This window comes from Microbulbifer bruguierae (genome assembly GCF_029869925.1).
GTDB lineage: Bacteria > Pseudomonadota > Gammaproteobacteria > Pseudomonadales > Cellvibrionaceae > Microbulbifer > Microbulbifer bruguierae.
This window is the reverse complement of the sequence record NZ_CP118605.1, coordinates 470,473-492,751: the sequence shown is the minus strand read 5'-3', so window position 1 is coordinate 492,751 and position 22,279 is coordinate 470,473. Positions and strand designations below refer to the sequence as shown.

General features: G+C 56.4%; 15 protein-coding genes. 13 read left to right on the top strand and 2 right to left on the bottom strand.

Annotated elements, in window-relative coordinates; all coding sequences use genetic code 11:
- The first annotated feature begins 157 nt into the window (after positions 1 to 157).
- The 4 genes from PVT68_RS02140 (at position 158) to groL (ending at position 11,993) form a co-directional block, all read left to right on the top strand.
- Positions 158 to 1,147: a universal stress protein gene (locus PVT68_RS02140; RefSeq protein WP_280320936.1), complete on the top strand. Its 990-nt coding sequence runs from the start codon at positions 158 to 160 to the stop codon at positions 1,145 to 1,147.
- Complete coding sequence (locus tag PVT68_RS02135; protein ID WP_280320935.1) at positions 1,144 to 9,777, top strand: GH36-type glycosyl hydrolase domain-containing protein; 8,634 nt, start codon at positions 1,144 to 1,146, stop codon at positions 9,775 to 9,777. Before PVT68_RS02140 ends, PVT68_RS02135 begins: the two co-directional genes overlap by 4 nt.
- 124 nt (positions 9,778 to 9,901) lie before the next feature.
- Complete coding sequence (locus tag PVT68_RS02130; protein WP_280320934.1) at positions 9,902 to 10,354, top strand: Hsp20/alpha crystallin family protein; 453 nt, start codon at positions 9,902 to 9,904, stop codon at positions 10,352 to 10,354.
- A gap of 94 nt (positions 10,355 to 10,448) precedes the next feature.
- A complete protein-coding gene (gene groL, locus PVT68_RS02125) occupies positions 10,449 to 11,993 on the top strand; it encodes a chaperonin GroEL (RefSeq protein WP_456085775.1) in 1,545 nt (514 codons plus the stop codon).
- Positions 11,994 to 12,137: 144 nt separating this feature from the next.
- On the opposite strand, the gene PVT68_RS02120 is transcribed toward groL, so the two are convergent.
- Together PVT68_RS02120 and gap are read right to left on the bottom strand one after the other, a co-directional pair.
- Positions 12,138 to 13,055: a 1-phosphofructokinase family hexose kinase gene (locus PVT68_RS02120; protein WP_280320933.1), complete on the bottom strand. Its 918-nt coding sequence runs from the start codon at positions 13,053 to 13,055 to the stop codon at positions 12,138 to 12,140.
- Positions 13,056 to 13,078: 23 nt separating this feature from the next.
- Positions 13,079 to 14,077 carry a type I glyceraldehyde-3-phosphate dehydrogenase gene (gap, locus tag PVT68_RS02115; RefSeq protein ID WP_280320932.1) on the bottom strand — a complete coding sequence of 333 codons (999 nt, stop codon included), beginning with the start codon at positions 14,075 to 14,077 and terminating at the stop codon, positions 13,079 to 13,081.
- 346 nt (positions 14,078 to 14,423) lie between these two features.
- Here gap and PVT68_RS02110 point away from each other — a divergent pair, with 346 nt between their 5' ends.
- From PVT68_RS02110 to PVT68_RS02070, 9 genes are read left to right on the top strand one after another with little or no spacing between them, the layout of a single operon-like run.
- Positions 14,424 to 15,545: a 4Fe-4S dicluster domain-containing protein gene (locus tag PVT68_RS02110; RefSeq protein ID WP_280320931.1), complete on the top strand. Its 1,122-nt coding sequence runs from the start codon at positions 14,424 to 14,426 to the stop codon at positions 15,543 to 15,545.
- Positions 15,542 to 16,024, top strand: coding sequence for a cyclic nucleotide-binding domain-containing protein (locus tag PVT68_RS02105; RefSeq protein WP_280320930.1), 483 nt, complete (start codon positions 15,542 to 15,544; stop codon positions 16,022 to 16,024). Before PVT68_RS02110 ends, PVT68_RS02105 begins: the two co-directional genes overlap by 4 nt.
- Positions 16,021 to 16,845: an FAD/NAD(P)-binding protein gene (locus PVT68_RS02100; protein WP_280320929.1), complete on the top strand. Its 825-nt coding sequence runs from the start codon at positions 16,021 to 16,023 to the stop codon at positions 16,843 to 16,845. Before PVT68_RS02105 ends, PVT68_RS02100 begins: the two co-directional genes overlap by 4 nt.
- Positions 16,821 to 17,642, top strand: coding sequence for an NADH-quinone oxidoreductase subunit B family protein (locus tag PVT68_RS02095; RefSeq protein WP_280320928.1), 822 nt, complete (start codon positions 16,821 to 16,823; stop codon positions 17,640 to 17,642). Before PVT68_RS02100 ends, PVT68_RS02095 begins: the two co-directional genes overlap by 25 nt.
- Positions 17,629 to 18,948: a Ni/Fe hydrogenase subunit alpha gene (locus tag PVT68_RS02090; RefSeq protein ID WP_280320927.1), complete on the top strand. Its 1,320-nt coding sequence runs from the start codon at positions 17,629 to 17,631 to the stop codon at positions 18,946 to 18,948. The genes PVT68_RS02095 and PVT68_RS02090 overlap by 14 nt, the downstream gene beginning before the upstream one ends.
- Positions 18,945 to 19,430 carry a hydrogenase maturation protease gene (locus PVT68_RS02085; RefSeq protein WP_280320926.1) on the top strand — a complete coding sequence of 162 codons (486 nt, stop codon included), beginning with the start codon at positions 18,945 to 18,947 and terminating at the stop codon, positions 19,428 to 19,430. The genes PVT68_RS02090 and PVT68_RS02085 overlap by 4 nt, the downstream gene beginning before the upstream one ends.
- A complete protein-coding gene (locus tag PVT68_RS02080) occupies positions 19,412 to 19,681 on the top strand; it encodes a hydrogenase/urease maturation nickel metallochaperone HypA (protein ID WP_280320925.1) in 270 nt (89 codons plus the stop codon). Before PVT68_RS02085 ends, PVT68_RS02080 begins: the two co-directional genes overlap by 19 nt.
- Positions 19,674 to 22,046: a carbamoyltransferase HypF gene (gene hypF / locus PVT68_RS02075; protein WP_280320924.1), complete on the top strand. Its 2,373-nt coding sequence runs from the start codon at positions 19,674 to 19,676 to the stop codon at positions 22,044 to 22,046. Before PVT68_RS02080 ends, hypF begins: the two co-directional genes overlap by 8 nt.
- Complete coding sequence (locus tag PVT68_RS02070; RefSeq protein ID WP_280320923.1) at positions 22,037 to 22,279, top strand: HypC/HybG/HupF family hydrogenase formation chaperone; 243 nt, start codon at positions 22,037 to 22,039, stop codon at positions 22,277 to 22,279. The genes hypF and PVT68_RS02070 overlap by 10 nt, the downstream gene beginning before the upstream one ends.

The following is a 22,279-nucleotide window of genomic DNA, read 5'->3' as shown; positions in this document are numbered from 1 at the left end:
AAGCTCTAAGCGCGTCCTGTTTTTCCGCATTTCTTGTGTTAAACGCCAGTAATAACGGAGCCATATCCGCTCCAATAAATCCGCTGACGTAAATTTCTTTTCCGCAAAACATTTGCCATTCAAGAATATTTGCCGATCCACTTCCGGGGGAGCCGCTATGCCGTTCAAACATATCTTGATTCCATTGGATAGTTCGTCACTCGCGGAGGAAGCGATTGCCCATGCTGTTTCTATTGCACGCCAAAGTGGAGCAGATATTCACCTGCTGCATGTGCAGAAATCGTCCTCTCACTCAGACGACCACTGTACAGACCCTGTAGACTGGCGGCTGCGGCGGGCGGAAATTCGCAGCTACCTGAACAGCCTCACAGAGCAGATCGTTGCGCAGGATATTCAGGTGACGGTCAACATTGTAGAGGGCCGGCCAGCGGAGCAGATTGTCGAATACTGCGAAAAGTATGGGATCGACCTAATTGTCATTACCGCCTATGGCAAGGGAGGCATCAGCCGCTTTGATTTCGGCAGTACCGCACAAAAAGTATTCACCGGCTCCGGGCGCTCCTTCCTGATTGTGAGACCGGGCGAACGTCCGGCGTCTCAGGAATCGACGTCCTACCGGCGAATTCTGGTGTCGATGGATGGATCGCCACGATCGGAATGGGTGGCGTGCAAAGTGGCATCGTTAATGCGAGGGCAGGAGGTCGAAATTATCCTGCTACAGGTGATTGCAGTACCTGAGATGCCGCGGCGTATGCCCGTTACCCGCGAGGAACATGCGACGCGGGAAAAATTCGTCGAGAGCAATCGCCGTGCCGCTGAGGCTTACCTGGAAGAGATCGCCAATCAGCTCAAAAACGGGATCAAGGTACGTCCGCGTTTACTGGTGTCACAGAATGTCGCCGAGCGTATTTATGCTACCGCGGCGGAAGAGGGCGTAGACCTGATCGCAATGAGTGCGCACGACTGGCAGACCGGAGCGCAACAGGTCACCGGCACTCTCTGTCATACCGTGATGTGCCACAGTAGTCAGCCTGTTCTGGTGTTTCAGGATATGCCGGAATCGCAATTACAGGCACTTCGAGGCAGTGTCGATAACGGAAATCAGTCCTACCCTACATTTGCAAATAATGGCGCCGCGCATCAATGAAACTACGCCGTGGAAACTCCGACGGGTTTGCCCGTGCGCGCGAGTTTTTTTCGCGCAAAAAGAAACAACTTGGTGGGCCCCGACCAACACCCGAGACCGATAATGCCGAGGTAAACCATGGTGCGGATGACGAACAGAAGCGTCGGGCCGAAATCCATGCACTGGCAAAGAGACACCGGCATCTGATCGGCACGGATATTGGCTATCCACTATCTGCCCGCCTGCGTCATCTCGAACGAAATTTTCAGGAAATATACCGGCGCCTTTCAGCGCGTGTAGAAGCGGGCGAGAAAGGCAACCGCAGCGAGGAGTGGTTGCTCGACAATCGCCACGTCGTACAAGAGGCGTTGGAACTCGTACGCGAATCCCTGCCGCGCACTTACCTTCGCCAATTGCCAAAGATTGCATCAGAACAAGGCGCGATCGACTTACGTGTTGGCTCTCTCGCGGCAGCATTGGTGGCAGAGGTAAAACAGCCGCTGGATTTGGGTGCAGTTTATGACCTGGTCGATCATTATCAACAGGAATGCATCCTGACCACCGGGGAATTGTGGGCTCTACCTGCCATGCTGCGGTTGCGCCTGCTCGAGCATCTGGTGCATTTTGCCGAAAATGCGCTGGAAAAGGCTGAAGCTGGGAGCGAAGGCGAAAGCGTAGGCATAGCAAGTGCAATCATCAGTCTGCGGGAGCTCCGCACACACGACTGGCGGGATTTTGTCGAAGCACAGAGTCGCGTCGAGCGGATTCTGCGCGCCGACCCCGCCGGCGCCTATGGGCAAATGGATTTTGAAACCCGCGATCGCTATCGCGGTAGGGTCGAGCAACTCGCAAGAGGTAGCAACATTCCGGAACACCGTATCGCCGAACAGGTAGTAGAGCTGAGTGAAAAGGAGATTCACGAGGCGCGTCGTCGGCACGTCGGTTTTTACCTGGTGGATAATGGGCGCAGGGAACTGGAAAAGTTACTGGAGTTCACGCCGGATGCTTTTCTGCGTTTACATCGCTGGATACTTGAGCACGCAGCAACGGTCTATTTTTCCACCTTGGGTTTATTCTCGATACCGCCGCTTGTGGCTCTGGCCGTTTACCTTTTTCACCACAATACCCCTCTTGGGGTACTGTTAATTACCGTAGCAATTGTTGCAATTCCAATGATCGGTGTGGCGCTCGCGCTGGTCAATGGATTGATTACGCACAGCCTTGCACCGCAGATCCTGCCAAAGATGGACTTCGAGAGCGGTGTTCCGGATGAATGCCGCACTGCCGTGATCATGCCGGTACTGTTTGCCGATACGGATGATGTGGAGAAAATTCTGCAGTGCCTGGAAATCAACTTCCTCAACAACGACGACGCAAATCTTGTCTACGTGGTATTGGGTGATTTCGCCGATGCCGACAATCAGAGTACGGCGGAAGACGCGGCGTTGCTCGAATTCGCCAGGGATGCGATCGACGCACTGAATCAACGCTATGCCGACAATGACGGGCGAGAACCCTTTCTGTTGTTACATCGTGAGCGACGTTGGAATTCCGCGGAAAAATGCTGGATGGGTTGGGAGCGTAAGCGAGGCAAGCTGATCGAGTTCAATCGTTTGCTGAAAGGACATGACGACCACAGTTACACCACTTGTATCGGCAATCGATCCGCGCTGAAAAACATACATCTGGTCATAACCCTGGACGCAGACAGTCAGATGCCGCCGGGTACGGCGGCGCGCCTGGTCGGTACCATGGCACACCCTCTTAACCGCGCGGTCATTGATGAACGCAGCCGCCGGGTGGTCGCCGGGCACGGGTTCCTGCAGCCGAGGCTGGAAACAGATCCCGCGGGTGCGGCGGATACCTTGTTCATCGAAATATTTTCCGGTGACCGCAGCGTGGATCTCTATACCCATGCGGTGTCCGATGCCTATCAGGACCTCTTCGGTGAAGCAATTTTTGCGGGGAAAGGGATCTATGATCCCCGGGTGTTTTCCCAGACCCTGGCAGGGAATCTGGCGCAAAACGCAATCCTGAGCCACGACCTGCTGGAAGGCTCGATCGGCGGTGCCGCGTTGCTTTCCGACACCATTTTTTACGAACAGTACCCTCCCAACGTGGTTGCATTGTTACGTCGTTCCCACCGCTGGATTCGGGGCGACTGGCAATTGTTGCCGTGGCTGTTTGATCGCGTGACCATTGATGGTGGCGAGCGGGTAATCAATCCGTTGCCACCTATACACCGCTGGAAAATTGCTGACAATCTGCGCCGCAGCCTGGAGGCACCGAGCCTGCTGGTCCTTTTCCTGTTGGCCTGGAGCGGCGTATTGCCCGGCAGTCCCTGGGCGTGGACATTGGGCCTGCTATTCCTTTCCGCCGGTCCTGTCTGGCTAGAACCCCTGTCCACCTTGTGGAGAGGCGTGTCAAAACCCAACCGTGTCCATCACTACCTGCGGAACCTGCCGGGCATACTGCAGCAGAGAGTCCAGCACTGGCTGCTGTCACTGGCGCTATTGCCGGTGCAGGCAGTAAATGCGCTGGATGCTATCGTGCGCACTCTCTACCGGCTTGGAATTTCACACCGGCGCTTGCTGGAGTGGACATCCGCCGCCCATGTAAACAGGTCCAGTACTTCCACTACCGGTCGCAGTTGGCGCGAATTCTGGTTCTCGCCTGTGCTCGCTATCATGATCGGGCTGTGGCTGGCGGTTACCTCGCCCCTCAGCTTGTTACCTGCGCTGCCCCTGCTGCTGGCCTGGTTGTCGTTACCTCAGCTAAACCAACGTATTAATCGTCTCTATAAACGAGAAAAGCAAACACTGTACGAAACGGACGAGCATGAATTACGCATGCTCGCCCGTCGCACCTGGTATTTTTTTGAACACTTCATGGGCCCGGATGACCACTGGTTACCACCGGACAATTACCAGGAGGAGCCAGTAGCGGTACTCGCACGGCGGACTTCGCCCACGAATATTGGCCTGGGCCTTCTGGCAACGCTCAGCGCCTACGATTTTGGTTATCTGGACCTGTCCCAACTATTAGCCCGGCTCAACAACACATTTGACCGGATGCGCGGGCTGCAACGCTATCGCGGCCACTTTCTCAACTGGTATGAGACCCGTGAACTTCACCCACTGGACCCAAGATATGTATCCACGGTCGACAGCGGCAACCTCGCGGGCAGCCTCCTGACCCTGGCGAGTGGACTCGAGGCTCTGGATTCCACACCGATAAACGGGCGCCAGTTGGTACAGGGTATCGCCGATACCCTGGGGGTCGTCGTTGAGACACTGCAACCACCAGAACCTGAAGTAGCATCGAGTGCACTGCGTGAGGTCATTGGCTACATCACCCAGCTGCGGGAGAGACTGGAGTCCAGGGTGGGGGACGGTCACTGGTGGCAAATCATCGACGATATCTACGAACGCGAAGTGCCAGCATTGCAGGACCGGGTGGTGGCGCTGATCGAGGGCGACGAAAGTTTCAGTGCGGAGTCTTTGGGGCGTCTGCGCCACTGGCTCGACGAACTACTCCAGCACTCGGTGGCCGCACGTCGCTACCAGGAAAGCCTCGAACCCTGGCAGCGACTTATCGCCGCGCCACCGGTAGCGTGTCGGGAGCAGGGCGGAGAGGTCGCCGAGCATTTTCGCGTACTGCACGAACAGCTGAACGCTCCCGTCACCCTTGTGACATTGAGAGAAACCTGTGCGCAGGCGTCGCAGCAACTGAATATATTGCAGGCAGAGTTGGCCTCCGTCGGTGGCAGTCAGAGGGAAGAGGCCGGCGAATGGATTGTCAGGATGCGCCAATCTTTTGTGGTGGCACAGGACAATGCAGAGAAATATCGGCGCGACCTGAAACGTATCGCGGGAAGGGCGCGGCAATGGGTTGAGGAAATGGACTTTGCATTCCTCTACGACTCCGAGCGCCACCTGTTCCATATCGGCTACAACGTCAACGACGCGGCACTGGACGCGAACTACTACGACCTGCTGGCATCCGAGTCGAGACTGACCGGATTTGTTGCGATCGCCAAAGGCGATGTGCCGGCGCGCCACTGGCGCCATCTGGAACGCCCGTTCCGGCGCATCCAGCGCAGGACCGTGTTGATGTCCTGGAGTGCCACGCTGTTTGAATACCTGATGCCGCGCCTGCTGATGGATACGCCGGATCACAGTCTGGTGGGGCGCGCGTGCCGCAATGCCATCGACGTGCACCGGGAATTTGCCGACCGTTTTGGCGTGCCCTGGGGTATTGCCGAGTCCGGCTTTTATGAACTGGACAGCCACCTGCACTATCAGTACCGCGCGTTCGGCGTGCCGGGGATAGGCTTTCGGCGCGACCTGGGGGAGCGGTTGGTCATCGCTCCGTATGCGTCCATGATGGCACTGCCGTTTTGTGCCGATAAGGTAATGGAAAATCTGCGTCAATTGCGCAGTCAGGGCGGCTATGGGCAGTTCGGTCTGCATGAAGCTATTGATTTCGGGCGCACATCCAAGCCCGCACCGCGCCGCGCGCGCACGGTGCGTTCGTACATGAGTCACCACCAGGGAATGATCCTGCTCGCGGTCAATAATTTCCTCCATGGCGATGTCATGCTGCAACGCTTCCACACTGATGCTCGTATTAGCGGCCTGACGCCCTTATTGCATGAACGTATGCCCTCATCGCCACCTGCGCTCAGGCCGTGGAAACGTCCGGGGGTTATGCGCAGCTTCCACGCCGAAGTGGTGCTCGAAACCTGGTCGGCACAGCCGTCCCGTCCGTATCCGCAATACAATCTCCTGTCAAATGGACACTTTTCCACTGTGCTTGCGGCCGATGGTGCTGGCGGTAGCTACTGGGACAATATCGCGTTGACGCGCTGGCAGACGGATCCAACCTGCCACCAATGGGGGCGCTATTGCTATGTGAGGGATCTCGACAGCGGTGATTTGTTTTCCGTCGGACTTGCCCCGTGCGGCGGCGAAGCCCAGCGCAGTGCCGCCTACTTTTCGCCACAGAGTGTGGAATATCAACAGCGAAAATCAGAGCTCTTCTGTCGCCTGCATGTCGCTGTCAGTTCCCAGCACGATGTAGAAGCGCGACGCCTGAACATAAAAAATGAAAGTGATCGTGAGCGCCATTTGCTGCTGGCAGATTTCGCCGAAGTAGTGCTGGCACCAGAACGTGACGACTTACGGCATCCGGCGTTTGCGAAATTGTTCGTGGAAAGCCAGTACCTGCCCGAAGAGCAGGTGATGATCTACCGGCGTCGTCCGCGTGGAAGCAACGAAAAACCGATTTATCTTGCCGTCTCTGTGCTTGTACAGCCTGGTGTACGCCACAGGTTGGCGTGGGAAACCGATCGTTTCCGTTTCCTGGGTCGCGGCGGTTCTGCGACTCGGCCCCTTGCCATGACTGAGGGGCTGTCCAGCTTCAGCGGTACCACTGGTCCGGTGCTTGATCCGGTCATTGCCGCGGCACAGGAAGTCACGATTCCGCCACAGTCGGAGATAGAGGTCATCTACCTCACCGGTGCCAGCAAATCCCGCAGAGAATTACTCGCTACCCTGAGCGCCTACCGTTCCCGACCGAAAGCCCGCTGGGTGTTCGATCTCGCGCGTATGCAGTCGGAACAGGAGTTGCGCAATCTGCATATCACTGCCGGCTCCATGCACTGGATGATGGAGCTCCTATCGGCCGTGCTCGCGCCAATCGCGCCGCTGCGTGCACCTTCCCGTGTACTGGCCCGCAGTCGTCACATTCAGCCCGGGCTCTGGAGTAAAGGTATCTCGGGGGATAACCCCATTTTGCTGGTACATATCCGCAACCAGCTCGAAACCGATTTTGCCGAACCGATTCTCCAGGCCCACACCTACTGGTGTGGCCGTGGGATCGGTGTCGATCTGGTAATTATCGACGAGGAATCGGCGGGCTATGAACAGCAGGCCCGCGATCGGTTGCAGGAAATGATCACGGATGTTCGCGGGCGCACCTTACGCAAACTGCCCGGGTCGGTGGTAATGATTCCCGGGCAGGAGTTGCCAGGGGATGTACGAATACTGTTGCTGGCAGCGGCGCGGGTAATTCTCGACTCCTCCGCGGGTTCGGTACAGTCTCAATTGCAAAATGGTTTTTCCGCCCTGCAGACACAGCTGCAGCCACTGCCACCATTTGTGCCAGTGGCTGCCGCTGACAACACCGCTCCGCCGACACCGGAATTACGCCGCCCGGACGACCTTCTGTTCGACAATGGTCTCGGGGGGTTTTCCGCGGATGGTCGCGAATATGTACTGCATCTGGAGCCGGGGCAACGCCCTCCAGCACCCTGGGTGAATGTCATTGCCAACCCCACCTTTGGATGCCTCGTTTCCGAAGGTGGCTCTTGTTGCACATGGGCGGGGAACAGTGGCGAGCATCGTCTCACCGCCTGGAACAACGATCCGGTGCGAGACCCGAGCGGGGAAGTCCTTTACCTTCGAGACGAAGAAACGGCCGAGGTTTGGACGCCGACACCCGCACCGCGGCCCGGCAATGGGGCCTATCAGGTACGGCACGGTGCGGGATACAGTGAATACCGGCATAACAGCCAAGGTCTTGAACAATACTGGCGGGTATTCGTCGATCGCGAAGCGCCGGTAAAGATCGGTCGTCTTACGTTGACCAATACCTGGGACAGGCCGCGCAGGCTAACGGCAACCTATTACGTTGAATGGATCCTAGGGCTCGTGCGGGCCAATAGCTGGCCGCATCTGGTGTGCGAATTTGAGGCCGAAAGTTGTGCGTTGCTGGCTCGCAACGCCTTTGTAGCTGATGCCAAGCCCGGCGTGGCTTTCCTGACATCCAGCTTGCCCCCCCATGGTGTCACTATGGACCGCCATGAGTTCATCGGGAATTCCACGGGTCTTGAAGCACCTGAAGCGATGTTCAGAATCGGGCTATCCGGCCGAGTGCAATGTGGTAGCGACCCCTGTGGGGCGTACCAGGTGCATGTCGACCTGGCGGTTGGGGAAACCCAGCATATCTATTTCATCATTGGTGAAGGTGTGGACCGCGCCCAGGCGCTTGAACTGGCTAAAGAGTTCCGCATTCCCGGAAGGGCGGAAACCGCACGGGAAGAGTTTGAGCAGTTCTGGGAAGATTTTCTCGGTAGTGTGCAGGTGGAGGTCCCCGATAAAGCCACCGAGATACTGGTCAACCGCTGGTTGCCTTACCAGACTCTGGCCTGTCGATTGTGGGGACGCAGCGGCTTTTACCAGTCCAGTGGTGCTTTCGGATTCCGCGATCAGCTACAGGATGTGCAGGCACTGCTGTGGACTCATCCCGAGTGGACTCGTGAACATATCCTGCGCGCGGCGTCGCGCCAGTTCCAGGAGGGTGACGTGCTGCACTGGTGGCACGAAAAACCATTGCGTGGGGTTCGCACCCGCTGTTCCGACGATCTCCTGTGGTTACCGTTTGTCACCGCGCAGTACATTCGCACTACCGGTGACTACGGCATTCTCGATGAGCCGGTGGCCTATCTCAGCGGCGCGCCGCTCAAGAAGGATGAACACGAACGCTACGCGGAGTTTGATATCAGCGATGAATCGGGTTCACTCTACGAGCACTGTTGCCGGACCATAGAGCGAGCGAGCTCCGTTGGTCCTCATGGATTGCCCATCATCGGCAACGGCGACTGGAATGATGGCTTCAGTCGTATCAGTACCACGGGGCGCGGTGAAAGTGTCTGGATGGGGTGGTTCCTTCTGCGGGTTTGCCGGGATATGGCGCCCCTTTGTGAGCACGTTGGCGATACCGCGCTGGCCGAGCACTATCGCAAATTGGGAGAAAATTTTCGCGAGCAGGTGGAAGAAAGTGGCTGGGACGGCGCCTGGTACCGGCGGGCTTATTACGATGACGGTACGCCAGTCGGTTCAAACGAGAGTGATGAATGCAAGATCGACCTGATCGCGCAAACCTGGTCCGTATTGTCCCAGGAAGCGCCGACAGCGCGCGCGAGAGAGGCGATGGCATCCGCCTACACGCATCTCGTAAGGCAGGACGCGCGACAGATACTGCTATTAAAACCGGCATTTGATAAAACCAAGAAAGATCCCGGATATATAAAAGGCTATCCTCCCGGAATTCGCGAAAATGGTGGCCAATATACCCATGCGGCGACCTGGGCGATTTGGGCGGCAGCCGGCCTTGAGCACAGCGAGCGGGCACATCATCTGTTTAGCTTATTGAACCCGATTACTCACACTGACAGCGCAGAGGGTGTTGCCCGTTATCGCACGGAACCTTACGTATTGGCTGGAGATGTCTACGGGGTCCCGCCGCATGTCGGGCGAGGGGGCTGGACCTGGTATTCCGGCGCATCCGGGTGGTTATATCGCGGTGCGCTGGAGGCACTACTGGGCGTGCGAATTCTCGACGGAAACAGCCTGGAAATAAAACCCTGTCTGCCGGAAACCTGGGGGGAATTCCGCATGTCGCTGCGCTTCGGGAATAGCCGCTATGACGTTGAAGTGCAACGTTGCGGAGAGTGTCCTCGGAACATCGCCGAACTGACACTGGATGACGAACCGGTCGCGGGTGAGCGAATTCCACTGCGGGACGATGGCGACAATCATCGTGTGCGACTGGTGTTCTCTGTCGCCGCAATAACCAGTGAAAATTGAGCCCGTTTTCACTGCTAGACAACGTTGTCAGCTTGGGTCCGCGATTGCCGGGTCACTATAATTTTTTTCGCCAACCCCGGCCGCTCCTGGGGTGGTGTTAATTCGGAAAACTGGAGACTCAATCATGAAACACCCGGCGAGAAGACCAACGGATCTGTGGCATCGATTCCAGGATGATTTCGAACAACTGACACGTACGATGAACGAGCGATGGCCCTCTCTTTTTGAAGAAGAGGGTGAAATGGCATCCCGTGAATGGTCTCCCTCCGTGGATGTCATTGAGGAGGACAATCAATTCCTCATAAAGGCCGATATCCCCGGTGTGGATCCAAAGGATATTGAAATCACACTGGACAGCGGCAACCTCGTGATACGAGGTGAACGCAAGTGGGAGAAAGAGGAAAAGAAAGAAGGCTATATGCGCAGTGAATGCTCCCACGGCATGTTTTACCGCCGTTTCAATCTGCCAGACTCCGCAGACCCGGAAACGATTGAAGCCAAGGGCAAAGATGGCGTGCTGACAGTGACCATTGGCAAACGGGAAGTATCACAGCCAAAACGTATTTCCATTCAGTAAATCAACCGCTTTTGGGGTGCCTGGTACCGGCCCTGTTTCCAGCCTCGGCATGGCACCCCGTCACTCGTATATTTGACATCTTCGGGATCCACGTATGCCAGCCAAGCTCATCAAGTTTGGAACAGACGCCCACACTCAACTCATCGCCGGTGCGGCGATCCTGGCCGACGCCGTCAAAGCCACACCGGGGCCGAAAGGCCGCAATGTCATCATTGAGAAGCATTTTGGTTCGCCGGGAGTGACCAAGGATGGTGTTTCCCTGGCCAAGGAAGTCGAGCTGGAAGACAAGTTCCAGAATATGGGCGCACAGATGCTACGGGAAGTTGCGGCGAAAACTTCGGACGTGGCGGGCGACGGGACGACCACCGCCACGGTCCTGGCTCAAGCCATCATGCAGGAAAGTTTCAAAGCAGTGGTGTCGGGCATGAATCCGATGGACATCAAGCGTGGCATTGATCTTGCGGTCACCGCAGCCGTGGATCAGCTACATAAACTGGCAACACCGTGCGATACCAGCAAGGCCATTGAGCAGGTGGGCACCATCTCGGCCAACGGCGACGAGGATATCGGCAACATTATCGCCCGCGCCATGGATACGGTCGGAAGGGATGGTGTGATTGCCATTGAAGAAGGGTCCGGGCTCATCAATGAACTTGAAATCGTCGAAGGCATGCAGTTTTCTCGCGGCTATCTTTCTGCTTACTTCGTCAATGATCGCAGTGCCATGCGGGTAGAGCTGGAAGATGCCTACGTGCTCCTTTACAACAAGAAAATTGGCAATATTCGAGACTGTCTGCCGCTTCTGGATCAAATAGCCAAGACAGGCAGGTCGCACCTGTTTATTGCAGAGGACGCAGAAGCAGACGCATTGGCAACGCTGGTGGTGAACGCCATGCGCGGGACGATACACACTGTAGCCATCAAAGCGCCTGGCTTCGGCGATCGTCGAAAAGCCTTACTGGAAGACATCGCCGTCATGACCGCAGGACGAGTAATCACCGACGAGGTAGGTCTCAGCTTTGAGAACGCCACACTGGAGGATCTGGGGCGCGCACGCAAAATCATAGTGACCAAGGAGGACACGACTATCATTGGCGGCGCCGGCTCACAGGAAAGTATCAACACTCAGATTGAAAATATCCGGGGACAGCTTGAATACGCACCCGTGGAATATGAAAAGGAAAAGTTGCGAGAGCGCCTGGCCAAGCTGTCAGGCGGTGTAGGCCTGATCAAAATTGGTGCGGCTACTGAAATCGAAATGAAGGAAAAGAAAGACCGGGTCGATGACGCGCTGAATGCCACGCGCGCGGCGGTGGAGGAGGGCGTAGTACCGGGTGGCGGAGTGGCGCTCATTCGCGTTATGCAGGCACTAAAGAAAGCCAAGCTGAAAGGCGCCAATCACGATCAGGATGTAGGTATCGGTATCGCCATCGCTGCCCTGGAGCGGCCGTTGCGAGAAATTGTGAACAATGCCGGTGAAGACGCCTCTGTTGTGATCAATGAAGTGAAAAAGCACAAAGGCAGCTACGGCTATAACGCGCAGACGGAGAAATACGGCGACTTGCTGGAAATGGGGATCATTGATCCTGCTAAAGTGGCTCGAACCGCGCTGCAGAATGCAGCGTCCATTGCGGGATAGATGATTACCACCGCGGCTATGATCGCGATCAAACCCCAACCACAGGAACCTCAACCGGGCATGGATCAGGGTATGTGAGGTCTACGGCTTTCCGCTGCGCCTCTATCCGATGATCGTTTTTTATTCGGTGTCCGGAAACAAGTTTCACATACTTTTAAACAGCAGCTCTACATCTTCACTGCGGCAAAGTTCCGTTCCCTCTGTCATTACGGCCGCCGCTCCGGCCGCCACACCAAACTTCGCCGCCTCCCGCAGTGGCATGCCTCGTGACAGGGCCGCGAGCAGTCCTCCGACCACGGCATCGCCGGCCCCGACTTTACTTCGCAGGCGTACGGACGGCGCCGATATCCGCTCTATGCGATGTTTGACCGCAAGTAATACGCCGGCTCGGCCGAGGGACAGGATTACGACTTCGGCACCATTGCGGTCGATAATTTCACGGACTGCTCGCTCGATAGCGGCGTCATCGGTAAGCTCACGGCCAACCAGTTCCTCCATCTCGCGTACGTTGGGTTTGATCAGAAAGACGCCGACCTCAAGCGCGTGACACAGAGCGGCCATTTTCGTGTCCACCACGACACGTATCCCGGCAGGTACGGCCTGTAGCAGCTTTCCATACCACTGTGGCGGCACGCCCTCGGGCAAGCTCCCGCTAAACACCACGTACTGGGTTGAAGAGGGGAGCTCCCGAATCCGCGCCACCCATTGTCCCTGTTCTACCTCCGAAAGCAACGGGCCAGGCATGCCAAAGCGGAAAAGGTTTCCGCTGGACTCTTCCTGCACAATCAGGTTCTCCCGCACAGCTCCTGCGATCGGAATCGGCGTGTGTTGAACCTTTTCGTGGTCGAGGAATTGCCCTAACCTGCGACCATTTTCGCCGCCACAGGTCCAGTATGCACAGGCATCGGATCCAAGGCGCGTTAAGACCCGGGCGACGTTAAGCCCTCCACCGCCGGGATAGGCGCCAACATCACGACAGGTAAGCTTGCAGTCGGGGATGATCTGCGCAACGGATACCGTCTTGTCTATGCAGGGATTGAGGGTAACGGTGACGATACTCATCAGCGCGGCACCTTCTCTGGCAGCTATAGCATCCGCGTGATCATATCGACGCAGCGCTGGGAAAATGCCCACTCGTTGTCATACCAGGCAAACACCTTAAGGAATTTGTCGCCTACCATCAGGGTATCTTTGGTGGTGATGATCGCACTGTAGGGTTTGCCAACGATATCGCTCGAGACTAATTCCCGATCGTCGATCGCAAGGATGCCCTTTAACGGGCCTTCCGCCCAATGCCGGAACACATTGTTCACTTCGTCTACGTTGGTGCCTTTTCGCAGGGTGCAAGTGAGATCCAGCAAGGATCCACACTTTAGTGGTGTGCGTACCGCACAGCCATGCATCTTGCCCGCGAGTCCCGGCAAAATCAGACCGATGGTAGCGGCCGCCCCGGTGGTAGTGGGCACCAGATTGGCTGCGGCCGCACGACCGCGGCGGAATTTACTGCTGTGACCGTCAACCAGATTCTGGGAAGCGGTGTAGGCGTGGATGGTATTGATCATGCCATATTCGATACCGAACTCTTCGTTCAGAACCTTCGCCACTGGCGCCAGGCAATTGGTGGTACAGCTGGCGGTGGAAATAATGTTGTGGCGGTGTCGGTCGTAACGATGGTCATTGACGCCGACAACAAAATGCCCGTCGAGCATGCTTTTTCCGGGCGCTGAAATCAGTACTTTTTTGGCACCGGCAGCGATGTGTTTTGCGGCCCCGGTTCTGCTGCGAAACATACCGGTAGCTTCGAATACGACGTCGACACCTTTCTCTCCCCAAGGCAATTTGGCGGGGTCTTTCTCTGAACTGACAGAAATTGCCTGCCCATCAATCAGCAGTACATCGCCCTCACCATGAACCTTCATATCGCGGGTGTGGTAGGTGGTATCCAATTCCAACAGATAGGCAAGGTTTTCCACACTGGCCAGATCGTTCACATGGACAACTTCCACGCCGCCGTGATGGGATTCAAGCGCAATACGTAGTACTTGCCGGCCAATACGGCCAAGTCCATTTATGCCGATTCTCATCCTTTATTCCCTAATGTCCGTGAGCGATCACGTGCGGTTGAGAGGGGCCAACTCCGAGGTTGAAACAATTTCTTGTACGAGGGACAGGTCGAGTGCACTGATAACTTGTGTGTGGTCATCTGGACCCATTTGGTTCTCCCAGCCCGTCGCCTTGGCGAAGTTAGGTAAGCCGGTATTGGAAACAAAATCGAGGTTCATTCGACATTGTCGCCTGCTCACACGCAACTGTGGCCGTGAGTTTCTACACTCTGCCTGAATAATAGTTCTGTGCGTCTACTACCGCCCCTTCCGCAGAGGCAATTCATGCACAATCTTTGGCGATCCGGCACGGGGTAGGGATCTGACCATGACAAATTTCCTGTTGCAGGCAGACGATCTGGATACGCTTGTCCGGGTTATTTGCGGGGAAGGGCACCAGCTTATCGGACCAGTTTTGCGGGATGGCGCGATTATCTATGACGCCATCCGCTCTGCCGGTGATTTGCCACGCGGCTGGACCGACGAGCAGGAAAAAGGCCAATACCGAATTAAAAAACGCGAGGACGGTGCCTTTTTCGGATATGCCGCCAGTCCACACTCCTGGAAACAATTCCTGCAGCTTCCGCGCAGGCAAGTGTGGCAGGCAGAACGAGATAACAGCGGAATTCAGATCAATGCTATCGAAGAACCGGTGCAATCACTGGCGTTTATCGGTGTTCGCAGTTGCGAGCTTCACGCCATTGCCATCCAGGATCGTGTCTTTATGGGAGGCCGGTTTACCAATGACAGTTACACCAGGCGACGACAGCCGCTACTGATCATTGCCGTGAACTGTACCTCCGCCGCATCCACCTGTTTTTGCACCTCAATGAATACGGGACCCGAGGTGACACTACCCGCGGACCTGACCATGACCGAAGTCATCGACGGCAATGCGCACTTTTTCCTGATCGCTGCCGGTTCAGTGCGGGGCGAAGGTATTCTGCAGAAATTACCGGTGCAATCTGCGGGAGCACATCAAATCGAACTGGCACAGAGGGCCATTCAGGGTGCGGTAGTACAGATGAAGCAGGGTGCGCGGAACTTCGACAGTTCCGATGTAAAGGAGTTGCTGTATCGCAATTATGAAAGTCCCGTGTGGGATCAGGTGGCCGAGCGCTGTCTGTCCTGCGCCAACTGCACGATGGCTTGCCCTACCTGCTTCTGCTCCACAGTGGAAGACACCACTGATCTCAGCGGCGACAACGCGGCACGCTGGGAGCGCTGGGACTCCTGTTTCACCGGTGATTTTACCTATATTGCCGGTGGCGCCGTACGCGCGGACACACGTTCCCGCTACCGCCACTGGATGACACACAAACTGGCAACCTGGCACGACCAGTTTGGCACTTCGGGTTGTGTCGGCTGTGGTCGCTGCATCGCCTGGTGCCCGGTGGGGATAGACCTCACCGAAGAACTACAGCGCATACGGGAGTTGGAAGGCCAATGAAAAGCATGGCGCAGTTGCTACACGAGCACCCGTTCTTCAAAGGTATGCAAGAACGGCATCTGGATTTTATGGCAGGCTGTGGGGAAAACCATATTTACAACGCGGGCCAATACATCGCGCGTGAGAATGAACCGGCAGATAATTTCTATCTGATCCGGGATGGGCAGGTGGCGGTTGAGTGCTTTGTGCCGAACTATGGCGCGATTTGTCTACAAACTCTGCATAACGGCGATATCTTTGGCTGGTCGTGGCTGTTTCCACCCTACCTCTGGACCTTTGATGCCCGCGCTGTCGATGAAGTGCACGCGATCCGACTGGATGGAAAATGTCTGCGGGAGAAATGCGACAAAGATACTGAAATGGGCTTCGAACTGATGAAGCGTTTCGCACAGATCGTGACGCAGCGGCTGCGTGCGACACGTATACAGCTGTTGGACGTTTACAGTTTGCAGCGTCCGAATCTGGATCGCGAGACATGATACCCACGCTCTTTCGTATTGAGGATCGCCACGAAGAATTTTCCGGCACGTTTACCCTGAGAATTCGCCCGGAGCCTGGCATGAGTCTGCCATCGTTTACTCCCGGGCAGTTCAATATGCTCTACGCATTCGGCGCTGGCGAAGTGCCAATTTCCATGAGCGGTTCACCGGATGACGATGGCAGTTACGTGCACACAATTCGCTGTCAGGGTTTGGCCACCCGGGCACTTGAGCGACTGATAATGGGCGATGCCCTCGGTGTGCGCGGTCCTTTCGGCTGTGGCTGGCCAATGGCAGCCACAGCCGGCAAAGAGGTTCTCATTATTGCCGGAGGTTTGGGGCTGGCGCCGCTGCGCCCGGTGATTTGCACCTTGCTGAGTGGACACCACCGGGCAACACGGGTGCGGCTATTTTACGGCGCACGCCGGCCTCAGGAAATTCTCTACCGCCGTGAGCTCGCGCGCTGGAAACAGGAATACCGCAGTGATGATCTCGAAGTCACTGTTATCGTGGATCAAGCCGACAGCACATGGAATGGCCGCATCGGTGTGATTACCCAGCCCCTTGAAGCGGCAAATATCGACAGCACCGACACATTGGCTTTCCTGTGTGGCCCGGAAGTGATGATGCGTTTCTGTATTCAGTCCCTGCTCACCAAGGGGTTGCCTGTATCCGCCATTTACCTGTCGATGGAACGCAATATGAAATGTGCTACCGGCCTCTGCGGCCACTGCCAATGGGGACCCAACTTTGTGTGCAGAGACGGGCCGGTATTCTGTTACGGGAGCGTGCAATCGTGGTTCAACCTGCGCGCAATCTAGACGGGTCCAACACCAAGGCACGCCTTGCAGTATGGAAATTCACGTCCTGTGACGGCTGCCAGCTGAGTCTGCTGGATTGCGAGGACGAACTGCTGCAGTTGGCGGACTGCGTGGAAATCGCCTACTTCATGGAGGCCTCCAGCGCCACATCACCAGGGCCCTATGACCTGTCGCTGGTGGAAGGTTCTGTGACTACGGCGGATGAAGTGCGCCGCATCCATGAAATCCGTGCGCAGTCGCGGATACTCGTGACCATCGGAGCCTGTGCGACGGCGGGTGGTATCCAGGCTTTACGCAATTTCTCCGATGTCGATGATTTCATTGCCGCGGTTTACGCCCACCCTGAATACATCGACACCCTGAAAACTTCTACGCCCATCGGTGCGCATGTACCGGTGGATTTCGAACTGCACGGTTGCCCCATCAATAAGCGACAGCTGCTGGAAGTAATCAGCGCTTTTCTGCACCAGCGACCGCCACAGGTGCCCGCGCATTCGGTATGCATCGAGTGCAAAATGCGTGGCAACGTATGTGTCTGGGTAGCCCATGGCACACCCTGTCTGGGGCCGGTAACCCATGCGGGTTGCGGTGCCATTTGCCCCACGTATTCCCGTGGTTGCTACGGATGTTACGGTCCAAAAGAAAATCCCAACACGGTTTCCCTGTGTCACTGGTGGCAGCAAGAACTGGGCGCCGAGAAGGCGCTCGTGATTGAGTATCTGCGCAACTTCAATGCCGCCTCACCAGTTTTTGAGGCCGCAAGCAGGAAACTGGAAGGCGACGATGGCCAAGAGTAAGACCATCAAAGTCGATTACCTCGCGCGGGTTGAGGGTGAGGGTGCGCTCTACGTCCGCTACGACGATGGCGGTGTGCACGATGTCAAGTTGAAGATCTTTGAGCCGCCACGATTTTTTGAAGGCTTTATGCGAGGGCGGGATTTGCGCGAAGCGCCAGATATCACCGCACGTATCTGCGGCATCTGTCCGATTGCTTACCAGATGAGTGCCGTATACGCGATGGAAGATGCCCTGGGGCTGACTCTGCCGCCAGAGCTCCATGCGCTGCGCCGGTTGATCTACTGCGGTGAGTGGATCGAAAGCCACACTCTACACATCTATATGCTCCACGCCCCCGACTTCCTTGGCTACCCCGGTGCCGTCGCTATGGCCAAAGATCACCCACAGATTGTTCAGAATGGCCTCCGCATCAAAAAGGCTGGCAATGCCATAGTAGGTTTGTTGGGGGGCAGAGAGGTGCACCCGATCAACGTGCGTGTTGGAGGGTTCTACCGGGTTCCGAATGCAGCTGAGCTGCAACCACTTCGCGAGCAACTGTTGCACGCCCGCGACATGGCCATCGAAACTGTGCGCTGGACCGCGTCCTTGCCATTTCCAAACTTCGAGCGCGCCCAGTCTGAACAGTACGAATTTGTCGCACTCTCACATGCAGATGAATATCCGATGAATCGTGGTTCGATTACCTCAACGCGCGGTTTGGCGATACCGGTAAGCGCGTACGAGAGCCATTTCCGCGAGGAGCACATTGAGTACAGCAGCGCGCTGCACAGTACCCTGATCGAACGCGGAGCCTATTTTGTTGGCCCGATGGCACGCTACAACCTGAACGCAGACAGGCTATCGCCGTTGGTGCGACAGCTGGCTGATGAGGTCGGCTTTCCGCCGTTTACAGCGAATCCGTTCCAGAGCATCGTGGTGCGAAGTCTTGAGGTGCTGTTTGCGTTTGATGAAGCGTTACGACTTATCGACAATTACCGTCGACCGGACGTTTCGTATGTGCCAGTAGCACCCTGCGCTGGAACGGGCTATGGGGCCACCGAAGCACCGCGCGGTCTGCTCTACCACCGCTATCAAATTGACGACGCCGGCAAAATTGCCGCGGCGAAGATCGTCGCACCAACCTCGCAGAATCAGAAAACCATTGAGGATGACCTGCGCCTGATACTGCCAAAGTTCATGCACCTGCCAGAAAAGCAGTTGCAGGCGCGGTGTGAGCAGGCAATCCGCAATTACGATCCGTGTATTTCCTGTTCTACCCATTTTCTGAAGCTGCACCTGCAGCGTTCAGAGAGGATCGGGCCATGAGCGATTGGGCGGTAATCAGTCTCGGTAATCGCTTTCGAGGAGACGACAGTGTAGGCCCGTATCTGCTTCACCGTTTGCGGTCGCAAATCGAGCCTGCGGTACCCTGCATTGAAAACGGTGGTGATATGGTGAATCTACTGGAGGCCTGGAAAGACCGCAGAATCTGTCTGGTGGACGCCGTCGCCAACGACGATCTCGCTGCCGGTGCGATCCTGCGTCTCGACGGACTCTCGGAAACGGTGCTGCCGAGCCTTTGCACCACGTCCAGCCACGGTATCAATCTTGGGGAGGCACTTGAGATGGGGCGCCTTATGCACGCCTTGCCACAACGACTGGATATCTATGGGATTTGTGGGGAGAACTTTGCCATCAGCGCTGGCCTGTCGCCGGCAGTGTTGGCCGCTGCAGAAATCGTGGAACAGGAAATTCTCGATCTGCTAGATACACACACCGGAGGTCGGACGTGCACGAGCAATCCCTGATCAGCGATTTACTGGAAAAAATCTACCGGCTGGCGGCCTCTGAAGACGGCAGACTGGTAGCCGCGAAACTTCGCCTGGGAGCGTTAGCCCATATCTCTTCAGAACACTTGCGTGAACATTTTGACCAAGCTATCTCAGGCACGGCGTTGGAGGGGCTGCGGTTACACATCGAGGAGCACAAGGACATACACCACGCCGAAGCCCAGGAAATAGTCCTCGATAGCCTGGAGTTTGAGCATCCCGATGAATAGTGAAACCAGGCAGCGCTTGCGACTCGAAATAGTCGGGCTGGTACAGGGGGTTGGATTTCGACCTTTCGTGTATCGCCTGGCCGTTGATTGCGGTCTTAGCGGGTGGGTTGCCAACGGCAGCGCTGGTGTCTGTGTCGAAGTAGAGGGGGAGAGCACTGACCTCCGTCGATTCCAACTAAGGTTACCACTGGCAAAACCAGCACTTGCACAAATTGAGTCTGTTGCCTGCACACCCATTCCATTGCAGCGCGATTGTAGTTTCCGCGTTCGTGCCAGTGAAACGGGCACGGCAGCAGTGCCGGTGCTTCCCCCTGATCTGGCACCCTGCGATGACTGCCTGCGGGAAATGTCCAATCCGGGAAACCGTCGTTTCAAGTACCCGTTTATCAATTGCACGCAATGTGGCCCGCGCTTCAGTATTGTCGAGCGATTACCTTACGACCGCGATCACACCGCGATGAAACATTTCCCCTTGTGCGCAGCCTGTAAAAGCGAGTACGACGACCCGGCGGACCGGCGCTTTCACGCCGAGCCCATCGCCTGCCCGGAATGCGGGCCGCAGCTGAAGCTCCAGGATAGTAGCGGAAATACTCTCGCAGCGGGCGACCAGGCGCTGCAGCTCGCGGCCCTGGCGCTCAGTGACGGCCAGATCGTTGCACTGAAAGGCGTCGGTGGTTTTCAGTTACTGGTAGATGCCGGTAATACCATTGCGGTTAAGCAGCTGCGAACGCGCAAACGCCGCCCTCAAAAACCGTTTGCTTTGATGTACCCGGATTTAACGCAGCTAAAAAAGGACTGCGTTACCTCCGTGCAAGAGGAAGCCTGCCTGATTGCCAGCCAAAGACCCATTCTACTGCTGAAAGCGAAACCCGGGGCGGGGACACGTATCAGCTCGGCAGTGTCACCAGCAAACCCGAATCTCGGTGTCATGCTGCCCAGCGCGCCGTTGCATCATTTACTGCTGGAATCAATACAGCGCCCTCTGGTTGCTACCAGCGGCAATTTGTCGGGAGAACCGATCTGCATCGACAACGATGAGGTCGTCCACCGGCTGGGACAAATAGCAGACCTCTTTTTAGTCCACGACCGCGAGATCCTGCGTCCACTTGACGACTCGGTAGTGCGGGTGATGGATGGGCAAACGGTGCTGCTTCGCCGAGCCCGCGGCTATGCGCCGCTACCGCTTCCATTACCGGAAGCATCGTGCAGCAATCGAGCACTGCTGGCGCTCGGCGCGGATCTTAAAAATTGCGTGGCCACCAGTCTCGGCAATACCGCGTATCTCAGTCCTCATATCGGCGATCTGCAAGATCACCGCACACTTCAGCAATTTGAACACGCCGTCGCCGATCTCATACATTTGCACAATGAGGCACCAACCACACTGCTGTGTGATCGCCATCCTGGCTATGAATCGAGCCGTTGGGCACGCAAGCAATGGGCAGACATGCGTGGCGAAACACCTCGTAAACCGTTAGAAGTACGACCACATATAGAGGTACAACACCATATTGCGCACTTGTTTTCCTGTATGGCTGAACATCAATTTCGTGGCGCTGCACTGGGAATCTGCTGGGATGGCACTGGCCTCGGGGAAGACGGTAGCCTGCGCGGCAGCGACTGCCTGTACTGGAATGGCCGCGGCGCGGTGACGCGTATTGGCAGCCTGCGAGAATTTCCACTACCCGGAGGTGAACAGGCGATCCGCGAGCCCCGGCGTACCCTGGCGGGACTGCTGTATGAATGCCTGGGGGAACGGGCATTTTCCTGCAATATTTTGATGAAATTGTTCACCGTTTCAGAATTGTCAGTGATTCGTACCATGCTCGAGCGCGGCATCAACAGCCCGCGCTGCTCGAGTGTGGGCCGTATGTTTGATGCGGTGGCGGTGATTCTGGGACTGGTTGATTCTGTCAGCTTTGAAGGGCAGGCGGCGATGGCAGTGGAGTTTGCTGCAGGGGAATTCGGTACCGATGCGCACTATCACTTCAATATTGATGATACGACACAGGCCACATGTAGCCTGGACTGGGCGCCGATAATCATGTCGCTGCTCGAAGATATGGATCGGGGAATCTCCTCTGCCTGCCGGGCTGCAGCTTTTCACAATACGCTCGCGCAAATGGCGCTGGCTACTGCACTTCGAGCCAATGTGCGGGATGTTTTCCTTTCCGGCGGAGTATTCCAAAACAAGCGTCTAGTGGAACGTACCGCTGAACTTTTGCGGCTGAATGGCTTTCAGGTATACAGCCACCGCCAAGTGCCGCCCAACGACGGCGGTATCGCCCTTGGGCAGTTATATTACGCTCGCTGTATGGACGATTGCCTGATGGTGAGCGAGGAGGGTAGTGCACTGTGTGTCTAGGTATTCCGGGGCGCATCGAGGAAATTCTCAATCTTGTAGCACTGGAGCGTACCGCGCGGGTCAGCTTTGGCGGTATTACCAAGGAAATCAATATCGCCTATGTACCCGACGCCGTCGTCGGGGATTATGTGATTGTGCATGTGGGGTTTGCCATCAGTCGGGTGAACGAGCAGGAAGCGCAACGGATATTCGATTATCTCGGACAGCTCGGTGACCTGGAGGAACTGGGGTAA